The following is an 18606-nucleotide window of genomic DNA, read 5'->3' on the forward strand; positions in this document are numbered from 1 at the left end:
TGCCGCAGGCGTCAGTGCCCGCGTCGACGGCGGCGGCGCGCACGCCAGCTCAGCAGCGTCGCGGTGACCAGCACCGTCGCGGCCAGACCGAACCATTGCACCGCATAACCCAAGTGCCGCGCGGGTGGCAGCGTGTTCGGCAGCATCTCCAGGTCGCGTGCATACCCGACCGGTAGGGCCGGATCCAGGCGCAGGACCTGCGACGAAATGTCGCGCCTGCCCAACGCGCTGCGCAGGGCGCTGGCATCCAGGCGCGTGGCCAGCCAGGTCTGCGGCGCATTGGCAGCGGCCAACGCCGGCCCCATTGCGAGTCCGGCCGAGGGCGGCGCACTCAGCAAGCCCTGCAGTGTCCGGGTGCCTTGCAGTGGCGCGATTGTCGGCAGCTGCCGATTGGCCGGCAACGGCAGCCAGCCCAGATCGACCAGCAGCGTGACCGGGCTGCCCTGCGGCGCGACAAGTTGATAGACGCGCACACCGGCGCGCCCGGCATGCAGCTGGTTGTCCAGCAGCACCTGCTGCGGCAGGAACCGCACCTGTCCGCTCGCCCAGGCCAGCGCATGCGGCGTGGCCAGGGCCTGCACCAGGGTCAACGGCGTCTGCCGCACATGCGCCGCGCGTTCCAGCAACGCCTGTTTGTCGTGCATGCGCTGCAGCTGCCACTGACCAAGCGCCACAAACCCCGCACTGACCAGCACGGCCAGACACCATCCCAACACCGCCGTGTGCTTGCGCGTCATGACAAGCGACGCAAAAAGGCGTGCAATGCCGTTACCACGCCGACGACCACCGGGGCTTTTGTGAACGATTCGCTCAAGACGTTGCTGATTGTCGCCTTCCTGATCGTGATCCTGTGGAACCTGGGTGCGGGCCTGTATTACCTGCTCACCGACCGTGGCGAAACCAAGCGCACCGTCAACGCACTGACCTGGCGCATCGGTCTATCGGTCGCACTGATCGCCGTTGTGATCCTCGGCATCTACACCGGCTGGATCAAGCCGCATGGACTCGGCCGCTGACGCGGCCGATGGGATTGGGGATTCGGCATTGGGGATTGGTAACAGCAAATGCGGATCGCTCTAGCGAATCCCCAATCCCGACTCCCCAATCCCCGCCCTCAAAGTACATACACGAACAGGAACAACGCCAGCCACACCACGTCGACGAAGTGCCAGTACCAGGCCGCCGCTTCGAAGGCGAAGTGGTTGTCGCGGGTGAAGTGCCCGCGCGCCACCCGCAGCCACATCACCGCCAGCATGATCGTACCCAGCAGCACGTGCATACCGTGGAAGCCGGTGAGCATGAAGAAGGTCGAGCCGTAGATGCCCGATCCGAGCGTCAGATTGAGCTCGGTGTAGGCGTGGATGTATTCCTCGGCCTGCAGGAACAGGAACACGCAACCCAGCAGCACGGTCAGGCCCAGCCACAGCAATAGCGCCCCACGACGGCCGCCCTTGAGCGCGTGGTGCGCAATGGTCAAGGTCACGCCGGAACTGAGCAGGATCAGCGTATTGATCAGCGGCAGGCCCCAGGCGGGAATGGTCTGGAACTGCCCACCGATCGTGCCGGGGCCATTGGTCGGCCATGCAGCGGAATAGCCGTTCCACAGCAGTTCGTTGGTCATCACGCCATCGCCTTCGCCGCCCAGCCAGGGCAGCGTCAGCACACGCGTGTAGAACAGCGCGCCGAAGAAGGCGCAGAAGAACATCACCTCGGAAAAGATGAACCACACCATCCCCATGCGGAAGGAGCCGTCCACCTGGCGGTTGTAGTGCCCGGCGTTGGATTCGCGGATGACATCGCCAAACCACATGAACAAGGTCGCCAGCAACATCGCCATGCCGACAAAGAACGTCCAGCGCCCCCATGCCGCATCGTTGAGCCAGCTGGCCACGCCGATCATCATCACGAACATCGCAATCGACCCGACAAAGGGCCACTTGCTCTGGCTCGGGACGAAATACGCATCGGCGTTGGGACTATGGTCGGCCATGGCGTTGCTTCCGTGTCGGTACTGCGTGTGGATGAAGGATCAAGGCGCCGCGCGCGGTGCGCTGGATGCGCCACCGCCCTGCAACTCCGAAGTCAGGGTGTCGTTGCGATAAAACGTGTAGGACAGGGTGATCGTGGTGACTTCCGGCGGCAGTGCAGGGTCGACGATGAAACGTAGCGGCATGTCGCGCGTTTCGCCGGCCTGCAAGGTCTGCGCGGTAAAACAGAAACATTCGGTCTTGTTGAAGTATCCGGATGCACGCGCCGGTGCGACCGATGGCACCGCACTGCCGACCACTGCCCGTGCACTGTCGTTGCGTGCGAAGTACAGCGCCTCATTGAGTTCGCCCGGCACCACATCCATCGTCATCTGCTCGGGATGAAAGGTCCACGGCAGTTTGGAATTGACCCCGGCATCGAACTCCACCCGCACCGTGCGTTTGCCAGCCCCTGCACTCGCAGCGGCATTACCACGGGTGCTGCCCGGTGCGCGCTCCATGCGGATGCCGAAGACTTTTTCGCACGCGATGCGGTACAGCGGCACCAGCGAAAAAGTCAGCACGAACACGCCCAACACCACGCCCAGCAGCTTGAATAAGCCGGCCGTCGGTGCAGGTGCGGGCGCCCGCGCGTTCACCGCCCGATGACTCCCGACGCAATGAAACCCGCATAGATCAGCAGCGCGATGATGCCGACGGTGATCGCCGTGCGGCGCACCGCACGACGCTGTTGCGCCTGCCGTTCGGCAGCGGAGAGCAGACGTGCCACAGCCGGCGGCGCGGACTCAGTGACCGATGTCTTCATGCGCAAGATCTCCAGGCTTGATCACCGGCGGCACGGTGAAGGTATGCGCCGGTGCCGGCGACGGCACTGTCCACTCCAGTCCCTTGGCGCCTTCCCAGGCACGTGCGTCGGCCTTGGCGCCGCTGCGCAGCGAGGCAAGCAGGATGCCGGCCATCAGGAACGGCGTGGCGAACATGCCGAACGCGCCGATCGAGCTGATCAGGTTCCAGTCGGCAAACACCACGTTGTAATCGGGGATCCGCCGCGGCATGCCGGCCAAGCCAAGAAAATGCTGCGGGAAGAACAGCAGATTGACGAACACCATCGTCCACCAGAAATGGAACTTGGCCCAGGTCTCGTTGTACATCCGCCCGGTCCACTTCGGCCACCAGTAGTACACCGCCGCAATCAGCGCGAAGACCGCACCGGTAACCAGCACATAATGGAAATGCGCGACCACAAAATAGGTGTCGTGATACTGGAAGTCCGCCGGCACGATCGCCAGCATCAAACCCGAAAATCCACCGATGCTGAAGAGAATCACGAACGCCACCGCCCACAGCATCGGCGACTCGAACGTCAGCGAACCCTTCCACATCGTGCTGACCCAGTTGAACACCTTCACCCCGGTCGGGATGGAGATCAGCATCGTGGCAAACATGAAGTAGATTTCGCCACCGAGCGGCATGCCCACGGTGAACATGTGGTGCGCCCACACGATGAAGCTCAGGAACGCGATCGCTGCGATCGCATAGACCATCGCCTGATAGCCGAACAGCGGCTTGCGGCTGAAGGTCGGGATGATCTCGCTGACCACGCCGAACGCCGGCAGGATCATGATGTAGACCTCCGGATGCCCGAAGAACCAGAAGATGTGTTGGTACATCACCGGGTCGCCGCCGCCGGCCGCATTGAAGAAGCTGGTACCGAAGAACTTGTCGGTCAGCAGCATGGTCACCGCGCCGGCCAGCACCGGCATCACCGCGATCAGCAGGAAGGCGGTGATCAGCCAGGCCCAGCAGAAGATCGGCATCTTCAACAGGTCGATGCCCGGCGCACGCATGTTGAGCACGGTGGCGATGATGTTGATCGCGCCCATGATCGAACTGACGCCGGCCACATGGATCGCAAACACGCTGAAGGCCACGTTGTAGCCGCCTTGCAGCGAGAGCGGCGGGTACAGCGTCCAGCCGCCGGCCGGCGCACCGCCCGGCAGGAACAGCGTCAGCAGCAGCAAGGTAAACGCCACCGGCAACAACCAGAACGACCAGTTGTTCATGCGCGGCAACGCCATGTCCGGCGCGCCGATCTGCAGCGGAATCATCCAGTTGGCCAGGCCGACGAAGGCCGGCATCACCCCGCCGAAGATCATCACCAGGGCATGCACGGTGGTCATCTGGTTGAAGAATTCCGGCTTGACGAACTGCAGGCCTGGCTGCATCAGTTCAGCGCGGATCACCACGCTCATCGCCGCGCCGATGATGAACATCACGAAGGAAAACAGCAGGTACAGCGTGCCGATGTCCTTGTGATTGGTCGAGAAAAACCAGCGCTCGACGAAACCGGGCTGGTGGTGTCCGTGGTGATCGACTGCGGTATGCGCCATGACGGAACGACCTCTACGAAGCGGTGCGGTTGCGGGCGATTAAAGAGCGGCGGTCGGTGCGGCGGCCGGAGCAGGCGCCGCGGCTGGAGCGGCCTCGCCGGCAGGCGGTGCTGCAGGTGTGGGCGCCGGCGCCGGGGTGCCGGCCGGTGCAGCAGGCACTGCGCTGGCACTGCGACGGGCCGCCAGCCAGCGCTGGAATTCGGCCTTGGGCAGCGCTTCCACCACGATCGGCATGAAGCCATGATCCTTGCCGCACAACTCGGCGCACTGCCCGCGATATACGCCCGGCTGCTCGATATTGGTCCATGCCTCGTTGACGATGCCGGGGATCGCGTCCTGCTTCCAGCCGAGGGCCGGCACCCACCACGCATGGATCACGTCGTCGGCGGTAATCACGAAACGGATCTTGGTGTTGACCGGCAACACCAGGCGATTGTCCACGTCCAGCAGATAATGCGGTTGCGATGCAGCGGTCGGACGCTCGCCACTCTGGCGGATGCGGTCGGATTCGCGCGCCAGCCGGCTGGTGAACTCCACGCCCTGGCCCAGATACTCGTATTTCCACATCCACTGGTAGCCGGTGACCTTGACGGTCATTTCCGATTCGCGGGTGTCGTACATCGCAATCAGTTTGGCCGTTGCCGGCCAGGCCATCGCAATCAGCACCAGCACCGGGATCACCGTCCACAGCACTTCGGCCGTGGTGTTGTGGCTGAATTGTGCGGCCACCGCCCCCTTGGACTTGCGGAACTTGAAGATCGCATAGCCCATCGCACCGAACACCAGCGCGCCGATCACCACGCAGACCCACAGCGCCACCATGTGCGCCTCGTAGGCCATGCGCGCGGTCTGGGTGACCCCGCGGCCCATGTTGAGCTGCCATTCCTTCGGGTCGGCCGATTGCGCCCAGGCAACCGAGGCGCTCGACAGCGCCAGCATCGCCAAAGCCAATTTCGGATACGTCGCCTTCCAGCTGCTGCGTTGCGTCATTGCCTAGACCCTTACGTCATCGGTGACGGCCATTGGCGGCCGCGAGCAAGCGTTTCAGCGTAGTTGCCAGTTCCACACGTTCGGCCGGCCCGAGAAAACTTCCAATCTCGATCTGCTTGCCGCTGCTGACCAGCACCACCCTGTCGTCGCGTTCCATGCATAACCGCACCCAATGCGGATGTGCCTGAAACGCTGGTGGCGCATGTCCGGATGGAAACACCTCGACAACGGTCTCCCCTACCCGGATCGCTTCTTCGCGCTCGCCACTTCGCCACAACTGCCGTAGCGCCAGCGCCACCACACCACTGTGCAACAGGGCGAACACCGGCGCGAATGCATTGCCGGTCCACCACCCCAGGCCCGCAAATACCCACATCGTTCCCGCCAACACTGCGAACAGCTGCACGAATTGCCTGGCCGACAATGCCCGCGGAGGCCGCAACCGCAACTGCGTCCCGACCCCTTCGGACATCAACGGCAGTACTTCGATCATTGGCAACACGCAGCGCACTGCGGGAATGGCCCGATGGTAGACCCGCACGAATGCATGCGGCAAGCGTTTCCGGCAATCATGCGATTGCTGCAGTGCAGCTAAAAACACGCGTAAATCAATCACTTCCCGGTGCATGTGCCGATGTCCGTGGCTGCGGCCGGCAAGGATCGAGTCCGTTTTGGGCCTGCACCGGCCACGTGCACAAAACGGCGGAAAAGTTGCCGCTTCCACACAAGTGCGCAGGGGCTGCGGCTCTCTAGAATGAGCACGGATTCCCAGGCACCCTTCGCATGAACGCTCAGCTCGACCCGCTTGCCTCTCCCTCAGTTGCGCGCCCGCTGCTGGCGCCCGAGCTGCCTGCCGCACCCGGCGCATTGCGTGCGGCGATCACCGCCGCCTGGCTCAAGGACGAAACCGAGCACGTCCGCGAATTGCTCGACCAGGCGCGTCTGCCCGCCGCCGAACAGGCCAAGGTGCAGGCGGTGGCCGCCGATCTGGTCACCCGCGTCCGCGCACGTGCGCAGGACCAGGGCGCGATCGAAGCCTTCATGCGCCAGTACGACCTGGGCAGCGAAGAAGGCGTCTTGCTGATGTGCGTGGCCGAAGCACTGTTGCGCATTCCCGACCAGGACACCGCAGACAAGCTGATCCGCGACAAGCTCGGCGATGCGGACTGGAAAAAACACGTCGGCGGCAGCGACTCGGTGCTGGTCAACGCATCGACCTGGGGCCTGATGCTCACCGGCAAGCTGGTGCAGCTCAACGACCTCACCCGTGCCGACGTGCCCGGCGCGTTCAAGCGCCTGATCGGCCGCGTCGGCGAGCCGGTGATTCGCCTGGCCGTGCGCCAGGCGATGAAGATCATGGGCCACCAGTTCGTCATGGGCCGCACCATCGGTGAAGCCCTGTCGCGCTCGCGCAAGGGCGACAACGCCGATTACCGCTATTCGTTCGACATGCTCGGCGAAGGCGCATTGACCATGAAGGATGCGCAGCGCTATCTGCAGGCGTACCGCGATGCCATCCATGCCATCGGCCGCAGCGGCAGTTTCGTCGGTACCGATGTCTTTGCAGCACCCAGCATCTCGATCAAGTTGTCCGCACTGTATCCGCGCTACGAGCATGCCAAGCGCGCACGCGTGATGGCCGAACTGGTGCCGGGCGTGCTCGAGCTGGCGCAACTGGCCAAGTCCTACGGCATCGGCTACACCGTCGATGCCGAGGAAGCCGACCGTCTGGAACTGTCGCTGGACATCATCGAGGCCACCTTCTCCGACCCGTCGCTGGATGGATGGGAGGGCTATGGCCTGGCGGTGCAGGCGTATCAGAAGCGCACGCCGTATACGATCGATTTTCTCGCCGATCTGGCACGCCGCGTTGGTCGTCGCATTCCGGTGCGTCTGGTCAAGGGCGCGTACTGGGACGCGGAGATCAAGCGCGCACAGATCGAAGGTCACCCCGGCTACCCGGTCTTTACCCGCAAGCAGAATACCGACGTGTCGTATCTGGCCTGCGCGCGCCGCATGTTCGCGCACAGCGATGCGCTGTATCCGATGTTCGCCACGCACAACGCGCAGACCATTGCGGCGGTACGCGCAATCGCGACGACCAAGCATTACGAACACCAGAAACTGCATGGCATGGGCGATGACCTGTATGCCGAAGTGATTCCGGCCGATCGCCTGGGACTGCCCTGTCGCGTGTACGCACCGGTCGGCTCGCACGAGGATCTGCTGCCGTACTTGGTGCGTCGCCTGCTTGAGAACGGCGCCAATTCCAGCTTCGTCAATCGCATCACCGACGAGGACGTCGCCATCGAAGACCTGATCCGCGATCCGGTCGAAGCGGTGTCCTCGTTCGGCTCCATTCCGCATCCCAAGATTCCGCTGCCTACCGATCTGTTGCGCAGCCAGAACCAACACAGGAAAAACTCCATGGGCGCCAATCTCGCCAACGACAACGATCTGCGGCAGCTGGCCGAGCAACTCAATGCCGCCATCAAGCCGTGGAAGGCCACCCCGTTGGTTCCCGGCGCGGTGATCAGCACACCCAGCGAGGCGGTGCGCAACCCGGCGGACCGACGCGAAACGGTCGGGCACTGGCAGCCGGCCGATCCGGCCACCGTGCAGACCTCGCTGGCAACCGCCGCTGCTGCGCAGCCGGCCTGGAACCGCACACCTGCGGCCAGCCGCGCCACCATCCTGGAGCATGCCGCCGACCTGCTCGAAGCACGCATGCCCGAGTTCATGGCGATCTGCGTCAAGGAGGCCGGCAAGACCCTGCCCGACGCCGTGGCCGAAGTGCGTGAGGCGGTCGACTTCCTGCGTTACTACGCAGCCCAGGCACGCGCCCAGTTCGGCGCGCCCGAGCGTCTGCCCGGGCCAACTGGCGAATCCAACGAGCTGCAGCTGCATGGCCGCGGTGTCTTCGTCTGCATCAGCCCCTGGAACTTCCCGCTCGCCATCTTCCTCGGCCAGGTCGCCGCCGCATTGGCTGCCGGCAACAGCGTGATCGCCAAGCCTGCAGAGCAGACCAACTTGATCGGCTACGCCGCAGTGAAGCTGCTGCACGAAGCGGGTATCCCCGAAGCGGTTGTGCAGTTCCTGCCGGGCGACGGCGCCACCGTCGGCGCCGCGCTGACCAATGATCCGCGCGTGGCGGGCGTCGCCTTCACCGGTTCCACGGAGACCGCACGCGTCATCAACCGGACCCTGGCCTCCCGCGACGCCGCGATCGGTGTGCTGATTGCCGAAACCGGTGGCCAGAACGCGTTCATCGCCGACTCGTCCTCGTTGCCGGAGGCCGTCGTCAAGGATGCGATCTCCAGCGCCTTCATGTCCGCTGGCCAACGCTGCTCGGCGGCCCGCGTGCTGTTCGTGCAGGACGACATCGCCGACAAGGTCATGACCATGCTGGCCGGCGCGATGGGAGAGCTGAAGATCGGCGATCCTGCGCTACTGTCCACCGATGTTGGTCCCGTCATCGACGCAGATGCGCTCAAGATCCTCGACGATCATGCGGCGCGCATGGATCGCGAAGCTCGCCTGATCGGCACCACCATCCTGGATCCCGCCACTGCCAACGGCAGCTTTTTCGCCCCGCGTGCGTACGAGCTGGCCTCGCTCGCGCAGCTGCAGCGCGAAATTTTCGGGCCGGTCCTGCATGTCATCCGCTGGAAAGCCGACCAACTCGACGCCGTCATCGATCAGATGAACGCCACCGGTTACGGACTGACCCTGGGCGTGCACTCGCGCATCGACGAGACCATCGATCGCATCACCACGCGTGTTGCGGTCGGTAATGTCTACATCAACCGCAATCAGATCGGCGCGGTCGTCGGCGTACAACCCTTCGGCGGCCAGGGACTGTCAGGTACCGGCCCGAAAGCCGGCGGCCCGCATTACCTGCTCCGTTTCGCCACCGAGAAGGTCGTCACCGTCAACACAACAGCCGCAGGCGGCAATGCCTCGCTTCTGACACTGGGCGACTGAGAGCCAGGCCCACAACTATCAGGCCATCTCTCTTGGCTTGCTGAGGAAAACAAGAACCCCGCATCGCGGGGTTTTTTGTTGTGCCCAGATGTCCGCATAAGGTCCCGTGCCCGTACATCTGCATTGCGTAGAAGTAAGCGGTAGGTCATTGCCGCGCACAACGGCATCGCTGCCAGCACCCACCACTCGGCATCGACGTGAAAGTCAGGGGACAGAGGTGGGAAAGAAGCTCAATCTTGGACCGTGTCAGTGACATGCATAAGCAGACGCGTCAGGTGCTGCGTTACATGTCGATGAACCCCCAGATCACAGCGTGGCAGTAAATCCAGCTCGTCGCCCCAGCATCGTTACGATGGTTGATTGCGCCTAGAGCGTCCGAGTGCCGTGGTGTTACTTGGCTTCGGCTCTGGCTCTGGCTCTGGCTCTGGCTTTAGCCAGTTAGCTAAATTTCGCACAAAAAGAAACCCTCAGTCCTATTGGACTGAGGGTTTCGGGTAAAGCCCCTGGCGATGACCTACTCTCGCATGGCTTGAGCCACACTACCATCGGCGCAGCTGCGTTTCACTTCCGAGTTCGGGATGGGATCGGGTGGTTCCACAGCGCTAATTTCACCAGGGAGACGGTTGGAGCAGCGCTTCACAGCGCTCGTCTCGCATAGGTAACTTGTGACGTAGCTTGCGTTTGGTGATCTACCAACGTTCGTTGGGACCAAGGCAACTTGAGGTTATATGGTCAAGCCGCACGGATCATTAGTATCAGTTAGCTCAATACATTGCTGTACTTACACACCTGACCTATCAACCACATAGTCTATATGGTTCCTTTAGGGGGCTTGTGCCCCGGGAAGTCTCATCTTGAGGCGCGCTTCCCGCTTAGATGCTTTCAGCGGTTATCGCTTCCGAACATAGCTACCCGGCAATGCCACTGGCGTGACAACCGGAACACCAGAGGTTCGTCCACTCCGGTCCTCTCGTACTAGGAGCAGCCCCTCTCAAACTTCCAACGCCCATGGCAGATAGGGACCGAACTGTCTCACGACGTTCTGAACCCAGCTCGCGTACCACTTTAAATGGCGAACAGCCATACCCTTGGGACCGACTACAGCCCCAGGATGTGATGAGCCGACATCGAGGTGCCAAACACCGCCGTCGATATGAACTCTTGGGCGGTATCAGCCTGTTATCCCCGGAGTACCTTTTATCCGTTGAGCGATGGCCCTTCCATACAGAACCACCGGATCACTAAGACCTACTTTCGTACCTGCTTGATCCGTCGATCTTGCAGTCAAGCACGCTTATGCCTTTGCACACAGTGCGCGATGTCCGACCGCGCTGAGCGTACCTTCGTGCTCCTCCGTTACTCTTTAGGAGGAGACCGCCCCAGTCAAACTACCCACCATACACGGTCCCTGATCCGGATAACGGATCTAGGTTAGAACGTCAAGCACGACAGGGTGGTATTTCAAGGATGGCTCCACTGCAGCTAGCGCCACAGTTTCATAGCCTCCCACCTATCCTACACAGACGAACTCAACGTTCAGTGTAAAGCTATAGTAAAGGTTCACGGGGTCTTTCCGTCTTGCCACGGGAACGCTGCATCTTCACAGCGATTTCAATTTCACTGAGTCTCGGGTGGAGACAGCGCCGCTGTCGTTACGCCATTCGTGCAGGTCGGAACTTACCCGACAAGGAATTTCGCTACCTTAGGACCGTTATAGTTACGGCCGCCGTTTACTGGGGCTTCGATCAAGAGCTTCGCCTTGCGGCTGACCCCATCAATTAACCTTCCAGCACCGGGCAGGCGTCACACCCTATACGTCCACTTTCGTGTTTGCAGAGTGCTGTGTTTTTGATAAACAGTCGCAGCGGCCTGGTTTCTGCGACCCTCTTCAGCTATAGCTCGCATGAGCCACCAAAAAGGGTGCACCTTCTCCCGAAGTTACGGTGCCATGTTGCCTAGTTCCTTCACCCGAGTTCTCTCAAGCGCCTGAGAATTCTCATCCTACCCACCTGTGTCGGTTTACGGTACGGTCTTCGTGAGCTGAAGCTTAGGAGCTTTTCCTGGAAGCGTGGTATCAGTGACTTCGCCATAAAGGCTCGTCTCGGTGCTCGGTCTTAAAGGATCCCGGATTTGCCAAAGATCCAAACCTACCGCCTTTCCCCGGGACAACCAACGCCCGGTACACCTAACCTTCTCCGTCCCTCCATCGCACTCACGCGAGGTGCAGGAATATTAACCTGCTTCCCATCGACTACGGCTTTCGCCCTCGCCTTAGGGACCGACTAACCCTGCGTCGATTAACGTTGCGCAAGGAAACCTTGGGCTTTCGGCGTGCGGGCTTTTCACCCGCATTATCGTTACTCATGTCAGCATTCGCACTTCCGATACCTCCAGCAGACTTCTCAATCCACCTTCGCAGGCTTACGGAACGCTCCTCTACCGCGCATAAAACAAGTTTTATGCACCCCAAGCTTCGGTTCACTGCTTAGCCCCGTTAAATCTTCCGCGCAGACCGACTCGACCAGTGAGCTATTACGCTTTCTTTAAAGGGTGGCTGCTTCTAAGCCAACCTCCTGGCTGTCTATGCCTTTCCACATCGTTTTCCACTTAGCAGTGAATTTGGGACCTTAGCTGTGGGTCTGGGTTGTTTCCCTTTTCACGACGGACGTTAGCACCCGCCGTGTGTCTCCCGGATAGTACGTACTGGTATTCGGAGTTTGCAATGGTTTGGTAAGTCGCGATGACCCCCTAGCCATAACAGTGCTCTACCCCCAGTAGTATTCGTCCGAGGCGCTACCTAAATAGCTTTCGAGGAGAACCAGCTATCTCCGGGTTCGATTAGCTTTTCACTCCTAATCACAGCTCATCCCCGTCTTTTGCAACAGACGTGGGTTCGGGCCTCCAGTACCTGTTACGGCACCTTCACCCTGGCCATGACTAGATCACCCGGTTTCGGGTCTACTGCCCGCGACTATGCGCCCTTATCAGACTCGGTTTCCCTTCGCCTCCCCTATACGGTTAAGCTTGCCACGAACAGTAAGTCGCTGACCCATTATACAAAAGGTACGCAGTCACTCTTGCGAGCTCCTACTGCTTGTACGCACACGGTTTCAGGATCTATTTCACTCCCCTCTCCGGGGTTCTTTTCGCCTTTCCCTCACGGTACTGGTTCACTATCGGTCGGTCAGGAGTATTTAGCCTTGGAGGATGGTCCCCCCATATTCAGACAGGGTTTCACGTGCCCCGCCCTACTCGTCTTCACTGGAGTGGCCCTTTTAAATACAGGGCTATCACCTTCTATGGCCAATCTTTCCAGATTGTTTTTCTAAAGCCATTCCAGCTTAAGGGCTGCTCCCCGTTCGCTCGTCACTACTTAGGGAATCTCGGTTGATTTCTTTTCCTCCGGTTACTTAGATATTTCAGTTCACCGGGTTCGCTTCCAGCAGCTATGAATTCACTGCAGGATACTGCCGAAGCAGTGGGTTTCCCCATTCGGACATTGCCGGATCAAAGCTTGTTGCCAGCTCCCCGACACTTTTCGCAGGCTACCACGTCCTTCATCGCCTCTGACCGCCTAGGCATCCACCGTGTGCGCTTATTCGCTTGACCATATAACCCCAAGTTGCCTCGGAGTTACATGCCGTGTTGTGTGGGGTACAAAGCCACCAACGCGAACATACGACTCAATTATTTAGGGACTCGAAGTCCCCGCCTTAGCCTCAACGACACGTTTAGATAGATATCTCAAACGCTCGCTACGTCACAAGTTATAAAAGAACATGTATCAGCCTCAACGCTGATCCATATAAATTCTTAAGTGTGCACTACATTCAGAGTGGTGGGTCTGGGTAGACTCGAACTACCGACCTCACCCTTATCAGGGGTGCGCTCTAACCACCTGAGCTACAGACCCGAAGTCTTTTCACTCAATATGGTGGAGCCTGTCGGGATCGAACCGACGACCCCCTGCTTGCAAAGCAGGTGCTCTCCCAGCTGAGCTAAGGCCCCAAAAGGGACTTCGCATACCGACCTGTGCCGGTATGAATCTCTGAATGCAGGTAATTTGTGAGGACGCCCGCAAGACGATGACGTCATGCTCAAAAGGAGGTGATCCAGCCGCACCTTCCGATACGGCTACCTTGTTACGACTTCACCCCAGTCATCGGCCACACCGTGGCAAGCGCCCTCCCGAAGGTTAAGCTACCTGCTTCTGGTGCAACAAACTCCCATGGTGTGACGGGCGGTGTGTACAAGGCCCGGGAACGTATTCACCGCAGCAATGCTGATCTGCGATTACTAGCGATTCCGACTTCATGGAGTCGAGTTGCAGACTCCAATCCGGACTGAGATAGGGTTTCTGGGATTGGCTTACCCTCGCGGGTTTGCAGCCCTCTGTCCCTACCATTGTAGTACGTGTGTAGCCCTGGTCGTAAGGGCCATGATGACTTGACGTCATCCCCACCTTCCTCCGGTTTGTCACCGGCGGTCTCCTTAGAGTTCCCACCATTACGTGCTGGCAACTAAGGACAAGGGTTGCGCTCGTTGCGGGACTTAACCCAACATCTCACGACACGAGCTGACGACAGCCATGCAGCACCTGTCTCACGGTTCCCGAAGGCACCAATCCATCTCTGGAAAGTTCCGTGGATGTCAAGACCAGGTAAGGTTCTTCGCGTTGCATCGAATTAAACCACATACTCCACCGCTTGTGCGGGCCCCCGTCAATTCCTTTGAGTTTCAGTCTTGCGACCGTACTCCCCAGGCGGCGAACTTAACGCGTTAGCTTCGATACTGCGTGCCAAATTGCACCCAACATCCAGTTCGCATCGTTTAGGGCGTGGACTACCAGGGTATCTAATCCTGTTTGCTCCCCACGCTTTCGTGCCTCAGTGTCAGTGTTGGTCCAGGTAGCCGCCTTCGCCACGGATGTTCCTCCCGATCTCTACGCATTTCACTGCTACACCGGGAATTCCGCTACCCTCTACCACACTCTAGTGACCCAGTATCCACTGCAATTCCCAGGTTGAGCCCAGGGCTTTCACAACAGACTTAAACCACCACCTACGCACGCTTTACGCCCAGTAATTCCGAGTAACGCTTGCACCCTTCGTATTACCGCGGCTGCTGGCACGAAGTTAGCCGGTGCTTATTCTTTGGGTACCGTCAGAACAATCGGGTATTAACCGACTGCTTTTCTTTCCCAACAAAAGGGCTTTACAACCCGAAGGCCTTCTTCACCCACGCGGCATGGCTGGATCAGGCTTGCGCCCATTGTCCAATATTCCCCACTGCTGCCTCCCGTAGGAGTCTGGACCGTGTCTCAGTTCCAGTGTGGCTGATCATCCTCTCAGACCAGCTACGGATCGTCGCCTTGGTGGGCCTTTACCCCGCCAACTAGCTAATCCGACATCGGCTCATTCAATCGCGCGAAGCCCGAAGGTCCTCCGCTTTCACCCGTAGGTCGTATGCGGTATTAGCGTAAGTTTCCCTACGTTATCCCCCACGAAAGAGTAGATTCCGATGTATTCCTCACCCGTCCGCCACTCGCCACCCATAAGAGCAAGCTCTTACTGTGCTGCCGTTCGACTTGCATGTGTTAGGCCTGCCGCCAGCGTTCACTCTGAGCCAGGATCAAACTCTTCACTTAAAATTACATGCCCGAAGGCAAATTACTTTAGCTGCAGAAGTTCAACCACTGGCAACTTATCGCTTGCAAAGCAATTAATATGTTGCATTTTGATTAAACGTCTGCAAGATGGACAATCATCCTTCCTGCAGGCGTCCGCACAAATTACCTGCGCACACTGTCAAAGAACATTGGGAAGTGGCCTCAGCGCCGTTCCCGTCAGCTTCGTCGTTTCCGTCGAAGCGAGCCGCCCATTATAGCGGACTTTTTCTTTCCGTCAACACCTCATTTCGAGGTGGTTGACGCTGCTTCGTTTCGACCCGAAGGTTTTCTGCGAAGCGAGCCGGCCATATTAGCAGGCTTTTCATCTTCGTCAACCCCTCGTGAAGAGGAAGTTGCCGCCGCTGCACTTCAATCCGCCGTAGCATCTTTCCGTGTAGCGAGCCGCCCATCATAGCCGGCTTTTTCGTTTCGTCAACACCCTAAAACTAGGGGATTTTCGAACCCTTTCCGCTCTGGTTCCGCGTTTGCGGGGCCGTTGCGTCGGGGGAGGCGAACTATAGGCCCAACCGGCGAGTTTGGGAAGGGGTTTGTGAAAAAAATTTCACGATTTTCCCTTCCCCTGCGCTGACACGTCCTGATAGTCCGCTATGGCAAGCCGCTGATCCGACTCATGCATCCGGTGCACCTATATAGATGTCACCGCAGAGCGGAGGTTGCCGCCATGCAGCAACCCTTCGCAGCTCAGCCGCTGACCAGCGCCACGCGGGCGAAATTACGCTTGCCCACCTGGATGACACCTTCGAAGCCTGGCCCGAACTGGCGTGCCGGATCTTCGACCACTTCGCCATCGATCTTGACCGCTCGCTCCTTGAGCTTGCGCGTAGCTTCCGAATTACTTGGCGTCAGGCCAGCTGCAGTAAGCAGGCTGGCGATCCGCAGACCTTCGGCCGGTACAGCGACCTCCTGCAGCGGCAACAGGCTGGTGTCGCCCTGCCCTGTCACCACCGCGTGCCAGCCGGCGATGGCCTGCTCCGCGGTAGCAGCGTCATGGAAACGCGCGGTGAGTTCGCGCGCCAGCCGCAATTTGACCTCACGCGGGTGCAGTTCACCCGAGGCGACCTGCGCCTTCAGGCGCTCTGCTTCGGCCACGCTGATGTCGAAAGACAGCAGATCGATCCAGCGCCAGGTCAGCTCGTCGCCGATCTTCATGGTCTTGGTGACGATGTCGATAGCCGGCTCGTTGATGCCGATGTAGTTGCCCAGCGACTTGGACATCTTGGCCACGCCGTCCAGGCCTTCCAGCAGCGGCATGGTCAGCACGACCTGCGGGGCCTGGCCGTAGTGCTCCTGCAGGCCACGGCCCATCAACAGGTTGAACTTCTGGTCGGTACCGCCCAGTTCGACGTCCGCCTTCAGGGCGACCGAGTCGTAGCCCTGGACCAGCGGATACAGGAATTCGTGGATGGCGATCGGCTGCTGGCCAGTGAAGCGCTTGGCGAAGTCGTCGCGCTCGAGCATGCGCGCCACCGTGTGCTGCGCGGACAGCTTGATCATGTCCGCCGCGCTCATCTGGCCGAACCACTCGGAGTTGAAGCGCACCTCGGTGCGTTCGCGGTCCAGGATCTTGAAGACCTGCTCCTCATAGGTTCGGGCATTGGCCAGCACATCGTCGCGGCTCAACGGCTTGCGGGTGACGTTCTTGCCGCTCGGGTCGCCGATCATGCCGGTGAAGTCACCGATCAGGAAGATCACCTGGTGCCCGAGCTGCTGGAACTGCCGCATCTTGTTGAGCAACACGGTGTGGCCCAGATGCAGATCCGGCGCGGTGGGATCGAAACCGGCCTTGACCCGCAGGGGCACGCCTGATTTCAGTCGCGCTTCGAGCTGATCGAGCTTGAGGATCTCCTCGGCGCCGCGACCGATGAGTGCGAGGGATTCTTCGATAGTGGCCAACCACAGACTCCAGCGGCGTTTGCCGTCAACAACGTGAACGATGTTAAACGCGGGTTAATTCCGCGCCAAATGTAAATAAACGAACAGGCTCAATGGTTTGACGCGCTGTTACAGGCTGTCTATGGTACCGGCGATTGGGCTCGCACTTCGAGCCAGCGAGGAATTTGAACGATGCAGAACTCAGAGCAGGGCCGTGCACGCAAGCGGCGCTTTCACGAACGCCTCCACGTCCTCCACGACACTGCCCTGCATCGCAAGCTCAAGGCGCATCTGCCGGCGGCATTCAACGACCGGTGGACACGCCGTCATTGGATCCATGCCAGCCTGTTCGCGACCATCGGTGCGCTGGTGGCCACGATTGTGCCGGGCTTCTCCAACGCCATCGATACCCCGCTGTCCAGCCATTCCACGCTGGCCTTGCCGCTGCCGCCGTTGGTGCCGAGCCGCAAGCAACTGGCGCCGAGCACCGATTGGGAAATTCTGCAGGTCAAGTCCGGGCAGACGCTGAGCACCTTGTTCGGCGAGCTGGGAATCCCGACGGCGGTGATGTACCAGGTACTGGCGCATCCGGGCACCAAGGAGGCGCTGACCAAGCTGCGTCCGGGCGCCGAGATCGCCTTCGATATGCCAACGCCGGGCGAGTTGCGCGCATTGCGCTTCGACCGCGACGACAGCCACCGCGTGGAGCTGCGCCTGCTGGGCGACAGCGTGCGCGAGAACGTCACCGAGCGGGCGACGACCACGCGCACGGTGGTGGCGAGCGGGGAAATCAGCAGCTCGCTGTACGCCTCGGCCGGCAAGTCGGGGTTGTCGCCGGCAGCGGTGGCGATCATGACCGATGAGATATTCAAGTACGACATCGACTTCGACAAGGATCTGCAGCCGGGCGATCGCTTCAGCGTGGTGATGGACGAAACCTGGCGCGAGGGCGAGCGGATCAATACCGGCGACATCCTGGCAGCGACCTTTACCACCGGCGGCAAGACCTACACCGGCTTCCGTTTCGAGCGTGCCGGCAAGCCGGCCGAGTATTTCGACATCACCGGCCGGCCGTTGAAGAAGAGCTTCATCCGGATGCCGGTGGCCTACAGCCGCATCAGCTCGACCTTTGGCGCACGCAAGCATCCGGTGCTGGGCACCATGCGCATGCACAAGGGCGTGGACTACGCGGCAGCCTCGGGCACGCCGATCATGGCTGCCGGCGATGCGCGGGTGGTGTTCGTCGGCACCCAGCGCGGCTACGGCAATGTGGTCATCCTGGACCATGGCAGGAACTTCAGCACGCTGTACGGGCATATGTCGCGCTTCGGCAAGATCAAGGCCGGCCAGCGCATCAACCAGGGCACGGTGATCGGCTATGTCGGCATGACCGGCCTGGCGACCGGCCCGCATCTGCATTACGAGTTCCGTGTCGCCGGGCAGCAGCGCAACCCGATGTCGGTGACCATGCCGCCGCCCGAGCCCTTGCAGGGTGCCGAGCTGGCCGCCTTCCGCGCGCAGACGGCGCCGGCGCTGGCGCGTATCGAAGGCATGGAGAAGTTGATCTACGCCGACGCCGGCAAGCCTGCCAAGGGCAAGCCGCGCGGTTGAGTGGCGGCGGCTAACTTCTCAGCCGCCGACCTGGCCATCGCCGGTCGGATGGCTGCGCAGCGGTTCGCGAAGGAGCTGGCAG

11 protein-coding genes, 2 tRNA genes and 3 rRNA genes are annotated in these 18606 nt (G+C 60.6%); 3 read left to right on the forward strand and 13 right to left on the reverse strand.

All coding sequences use genetic code 11. The features are described 5' to 3' along the window. Window positions 1-11: 11 nt before the first annotated feature. Window positions 12-737: an SURF1 family protein gene (locus AC1PLA_RS18995; RefSeq protein ID WP_481105143.1), complete on the reverse strand. Its 726-nt coding sequence runs from the start codon at window positions 735-737 to the stop codon at window positions 12-14. Window positions 738-797: 60 nt separating this feature from the next. On the opposite strand from AC1PLA_RS18995, the gene AC1PLA_RS19000 reads away from it, so the two are divergent. Continuing rightward, window positions 798-1016, forward strand: coding sequence for a twin transmembrane helix small protein (locus tag AC1PLA_RS19000; protein WP_006449736.1), 219 nt, complete (start codon window positions 798-800; stop codon window positions 1014-1016). A gap of 98 nt (window positions 1017-1114) precedes the next feature. On the opposite strand, the gene AC1PLA_RS19005 is transcribed toward AC1PLA_RS19000, so the two are convergent. From AC1PLA_RS19005 to AC1PLA_RS19030, 6 genes are read right to left on the reverse strand one after another with little or no spacing between them, the layout of a single operon-like run. Then, window positions 1115-1990, reverse strand: coding sequence for a cytochrome c oxidase subunit 3 (locus tag AC1PLA_RS19005; RefSeq protein WP_016902806.1), 876 nt, complete (start codon window positions 1988-1990; stop codon window positions 1115-1117). A gap of 39 nt (window positions 1991-2029) precedes the next feature. Beyond that, window positions 2030-2626, reverse strand: coding sequence for a cytochrome c oxidase assembly protein (locus AC1PLA_RS19010; protein WP_039518470.1), 597 nt, complete (start codon window positions 2624-2626; stop codon window positions 2030-2032). Further along, the gene (locus tag AC1PLA_RS19015; protein WP_024938846.1) at window positions 2623-2793 is read right to left on the reverse strand and encodes a hypothetical protein; all 171 of its coding nucleotides are present in this window, start codon (window positions 2791-2793) and stop codon (window positions 2623-2625) included. The genes AC1PLA_RS19010 and AC1PLA_RS19015 overlap by 4 nt, the downstream gene beginning before the upstream one ends. After that, window positions 2774-4378: a cytochrome c oxidase subunit I gene (gene ctaD / locus AC1PLA_RS19020; RefSeq protein WP_016902803.1), complete on the reverse strand. Its 1605-nt coding sequence runs from the start codon at window positions 4376-4378 to the stop codon at window positions 2774-2776. The genes AC1PLA_RS19015 and ctaD overlap by 20 nt, the downstream gene beginning before the upstream one ends. 39 nt (window positions 4379-4417) lie before the next feature. Beyond that, window positions 4418-5368 carry a cytochrome c oxidase subunit II gene (gene coxB / locus AC1PLA_RS19025; RefSeq protein WP_481105144.1) on the reverse strand — a complete coding sequence of 317 codons (951 nt, stop codon included), beginning with the start codon at window positions 5366-5368 and terminating at the stop codon, window positions 4418-4420. A gap of 16 nt (window positions 5369-5384) precedes the next feature. Next, on the reverse strand, window positions 5385-5861 hold the full coding sequence (locus tag AC1PLA_RS19030; protein WP_016902801.1) for a DUF2244 domain-containing protein: 477 nt from the start codon (window positions 5859-5861) through the stop codon (window positions 5385-5387). Window positions 5862-6151: 290 nt separating this feature from the next. On the opposite strand from AC1PLA_RS19030, the gene putA reads away from it, so the two are divergent. Then, window positions 6152-9352 carry a bifunctional proline dehydrogenase/L-glutamate gamma-semialdehyde dehydrogenase PutA gene (gene putA, locus AC1PLA_RS19035; RefSeq protein ID WP_481105145.1) on the forward strand — a complete coding sequence of 1067 codons (3201 nt, stop codon included), beginning with the start codon at window positions 6152-6154 and terminating at the stop codon, window positions 9350-9352. Between the two features lie 501 nt (window positions 9353-9853). On the opposite strand, the gene rrf is transcribed toward putA, so the two are convergent. The 6 genes from rrf to tyrS form a co-directional block, all read right to left on the reverse strand. Beyond that, window positions 9854-9968 (reverse strand): 5S ribosomal RNA (rrf, locus tag AC1PLA_RS19040). A 112-nt stretch (window positions 9969-10080) separates the two neighbouring features. Further along, a 23S ribosomal RNA gene (locus AC1PLA_RS19045) occupies window positions 10081-12961 on the reverse strand. Window positions 12962-13188: 227 nt separating this feature from the next. Then, window positions 13189-13265 (reverse strand) — tRNA-Ile (locus tag AC1PLA_RS19050). Between the two features lie 19 nt (window positions 13266-13284). Beyond that, window positions 13285-13360: transfer RNA gene (locus AC1PLA_RS19055), tRNA-Ala, on the reverse strand. Window positions 13361-13452: 92 nt separating this feature from the next. Beyond that, window positions 13453-14999, reverse strand: a 16S ribosomal RNA gene (locus AC1PLA_RS19060). The 16S, 23S and 5S rRNA genes sit together here with 2 tRNA genes alongside, the layout of an rRNA operon. Window positions 15000-15722: 723 nt before the next feature. Next, a complete protein-coding gene (gene tyrS / locus AC1PLA_RS19065; protein ID WP_039520941.1) occupies window positions 15723-16934 on the reverse strand; it encodes a tyrosine--tRNA ligase in 1212 nt (403 codons plus the stop codon). Between the two features lie 171 nt (window positions 16935-17105). Between tyrS and AC1PLA_RS19070 the strand changes: the two genes are divergently transcribed. Continuing rightward, complete coding sequence (locus tag AC1PLA_RS19070) at window positions 17106-18524, forward strand: M23 family metallopeptidase (RefSeq protein ID WP_102251049.1); 1419 nt, start codon at window positions 17106-17108, stop codon at window positions 18522-18524. The last annotated feature ends 82 nt before the right edge of the window (window positions 18525-18606 follow it).

The organism is Xanthomonas sp. NCPPB 1826 (genome assembly GCF_056725285.1).

Bases quoted from the DNA above. Each gene is read 5' to 3' on its own strand.
- AC1PLA_RS18995 (WP_481105143.1), bottom strand. From the start codon at position 737: ATGACGCGCAAGCACACGGCGGTGTTGGGATGGTGTCTGGCCGTGCTG.
- AC1PLA_RS19005 (WP_016902806.1), bottom strand. From the start codon at position 1,990: ATGGCCGACCATAGTCCCAACGCCGATGCGTATTTCGTCCCGAGCCAG.
- AC1PLA_RS19015 (WP_024938846.1), bottom strand. From the start codon at position 2,793: ATGAAGACATCGGTCACTGAGTCCGCGCCGCCGGCTGTGGCACGTCTG.
- ctaD (WP_016902803.1), bottom strand. From the start codon at position 4,378: ATGGCGCATACCGCAGTCGATCACCACGGACACCACCAGCCCGGTTTC.
- coxB (WP_481105144.1), bottom strand. From the start codon at position 5,368: ATGACGCAACGCAGCAGCTGGAAGGCGACGTATCCGAAATTGGCTTTG.
- AC1PLA_RS19030 (WP_016902801.1), bottom strand. From the start codon at position 5,861: ATGATCGAAGTACTGCCGTTGATGTCCGAAGGGGTCGGGACGCAGTTG.
- putA (WP_481105145.1), top strand. From the start codon at position 6,152: ATGAACGCTCAGCTCGACCCGCTTGCCTCTCCCTCAGTTGCGCGCCCG.
- AC1PLA_RS19070 (WP_102251049.1), top strand. From the start codon at position 17,106: ATGCAGAACTCAGAGCAGGGCCGTGCACGCAAGCGGCGCTTTCACGAA.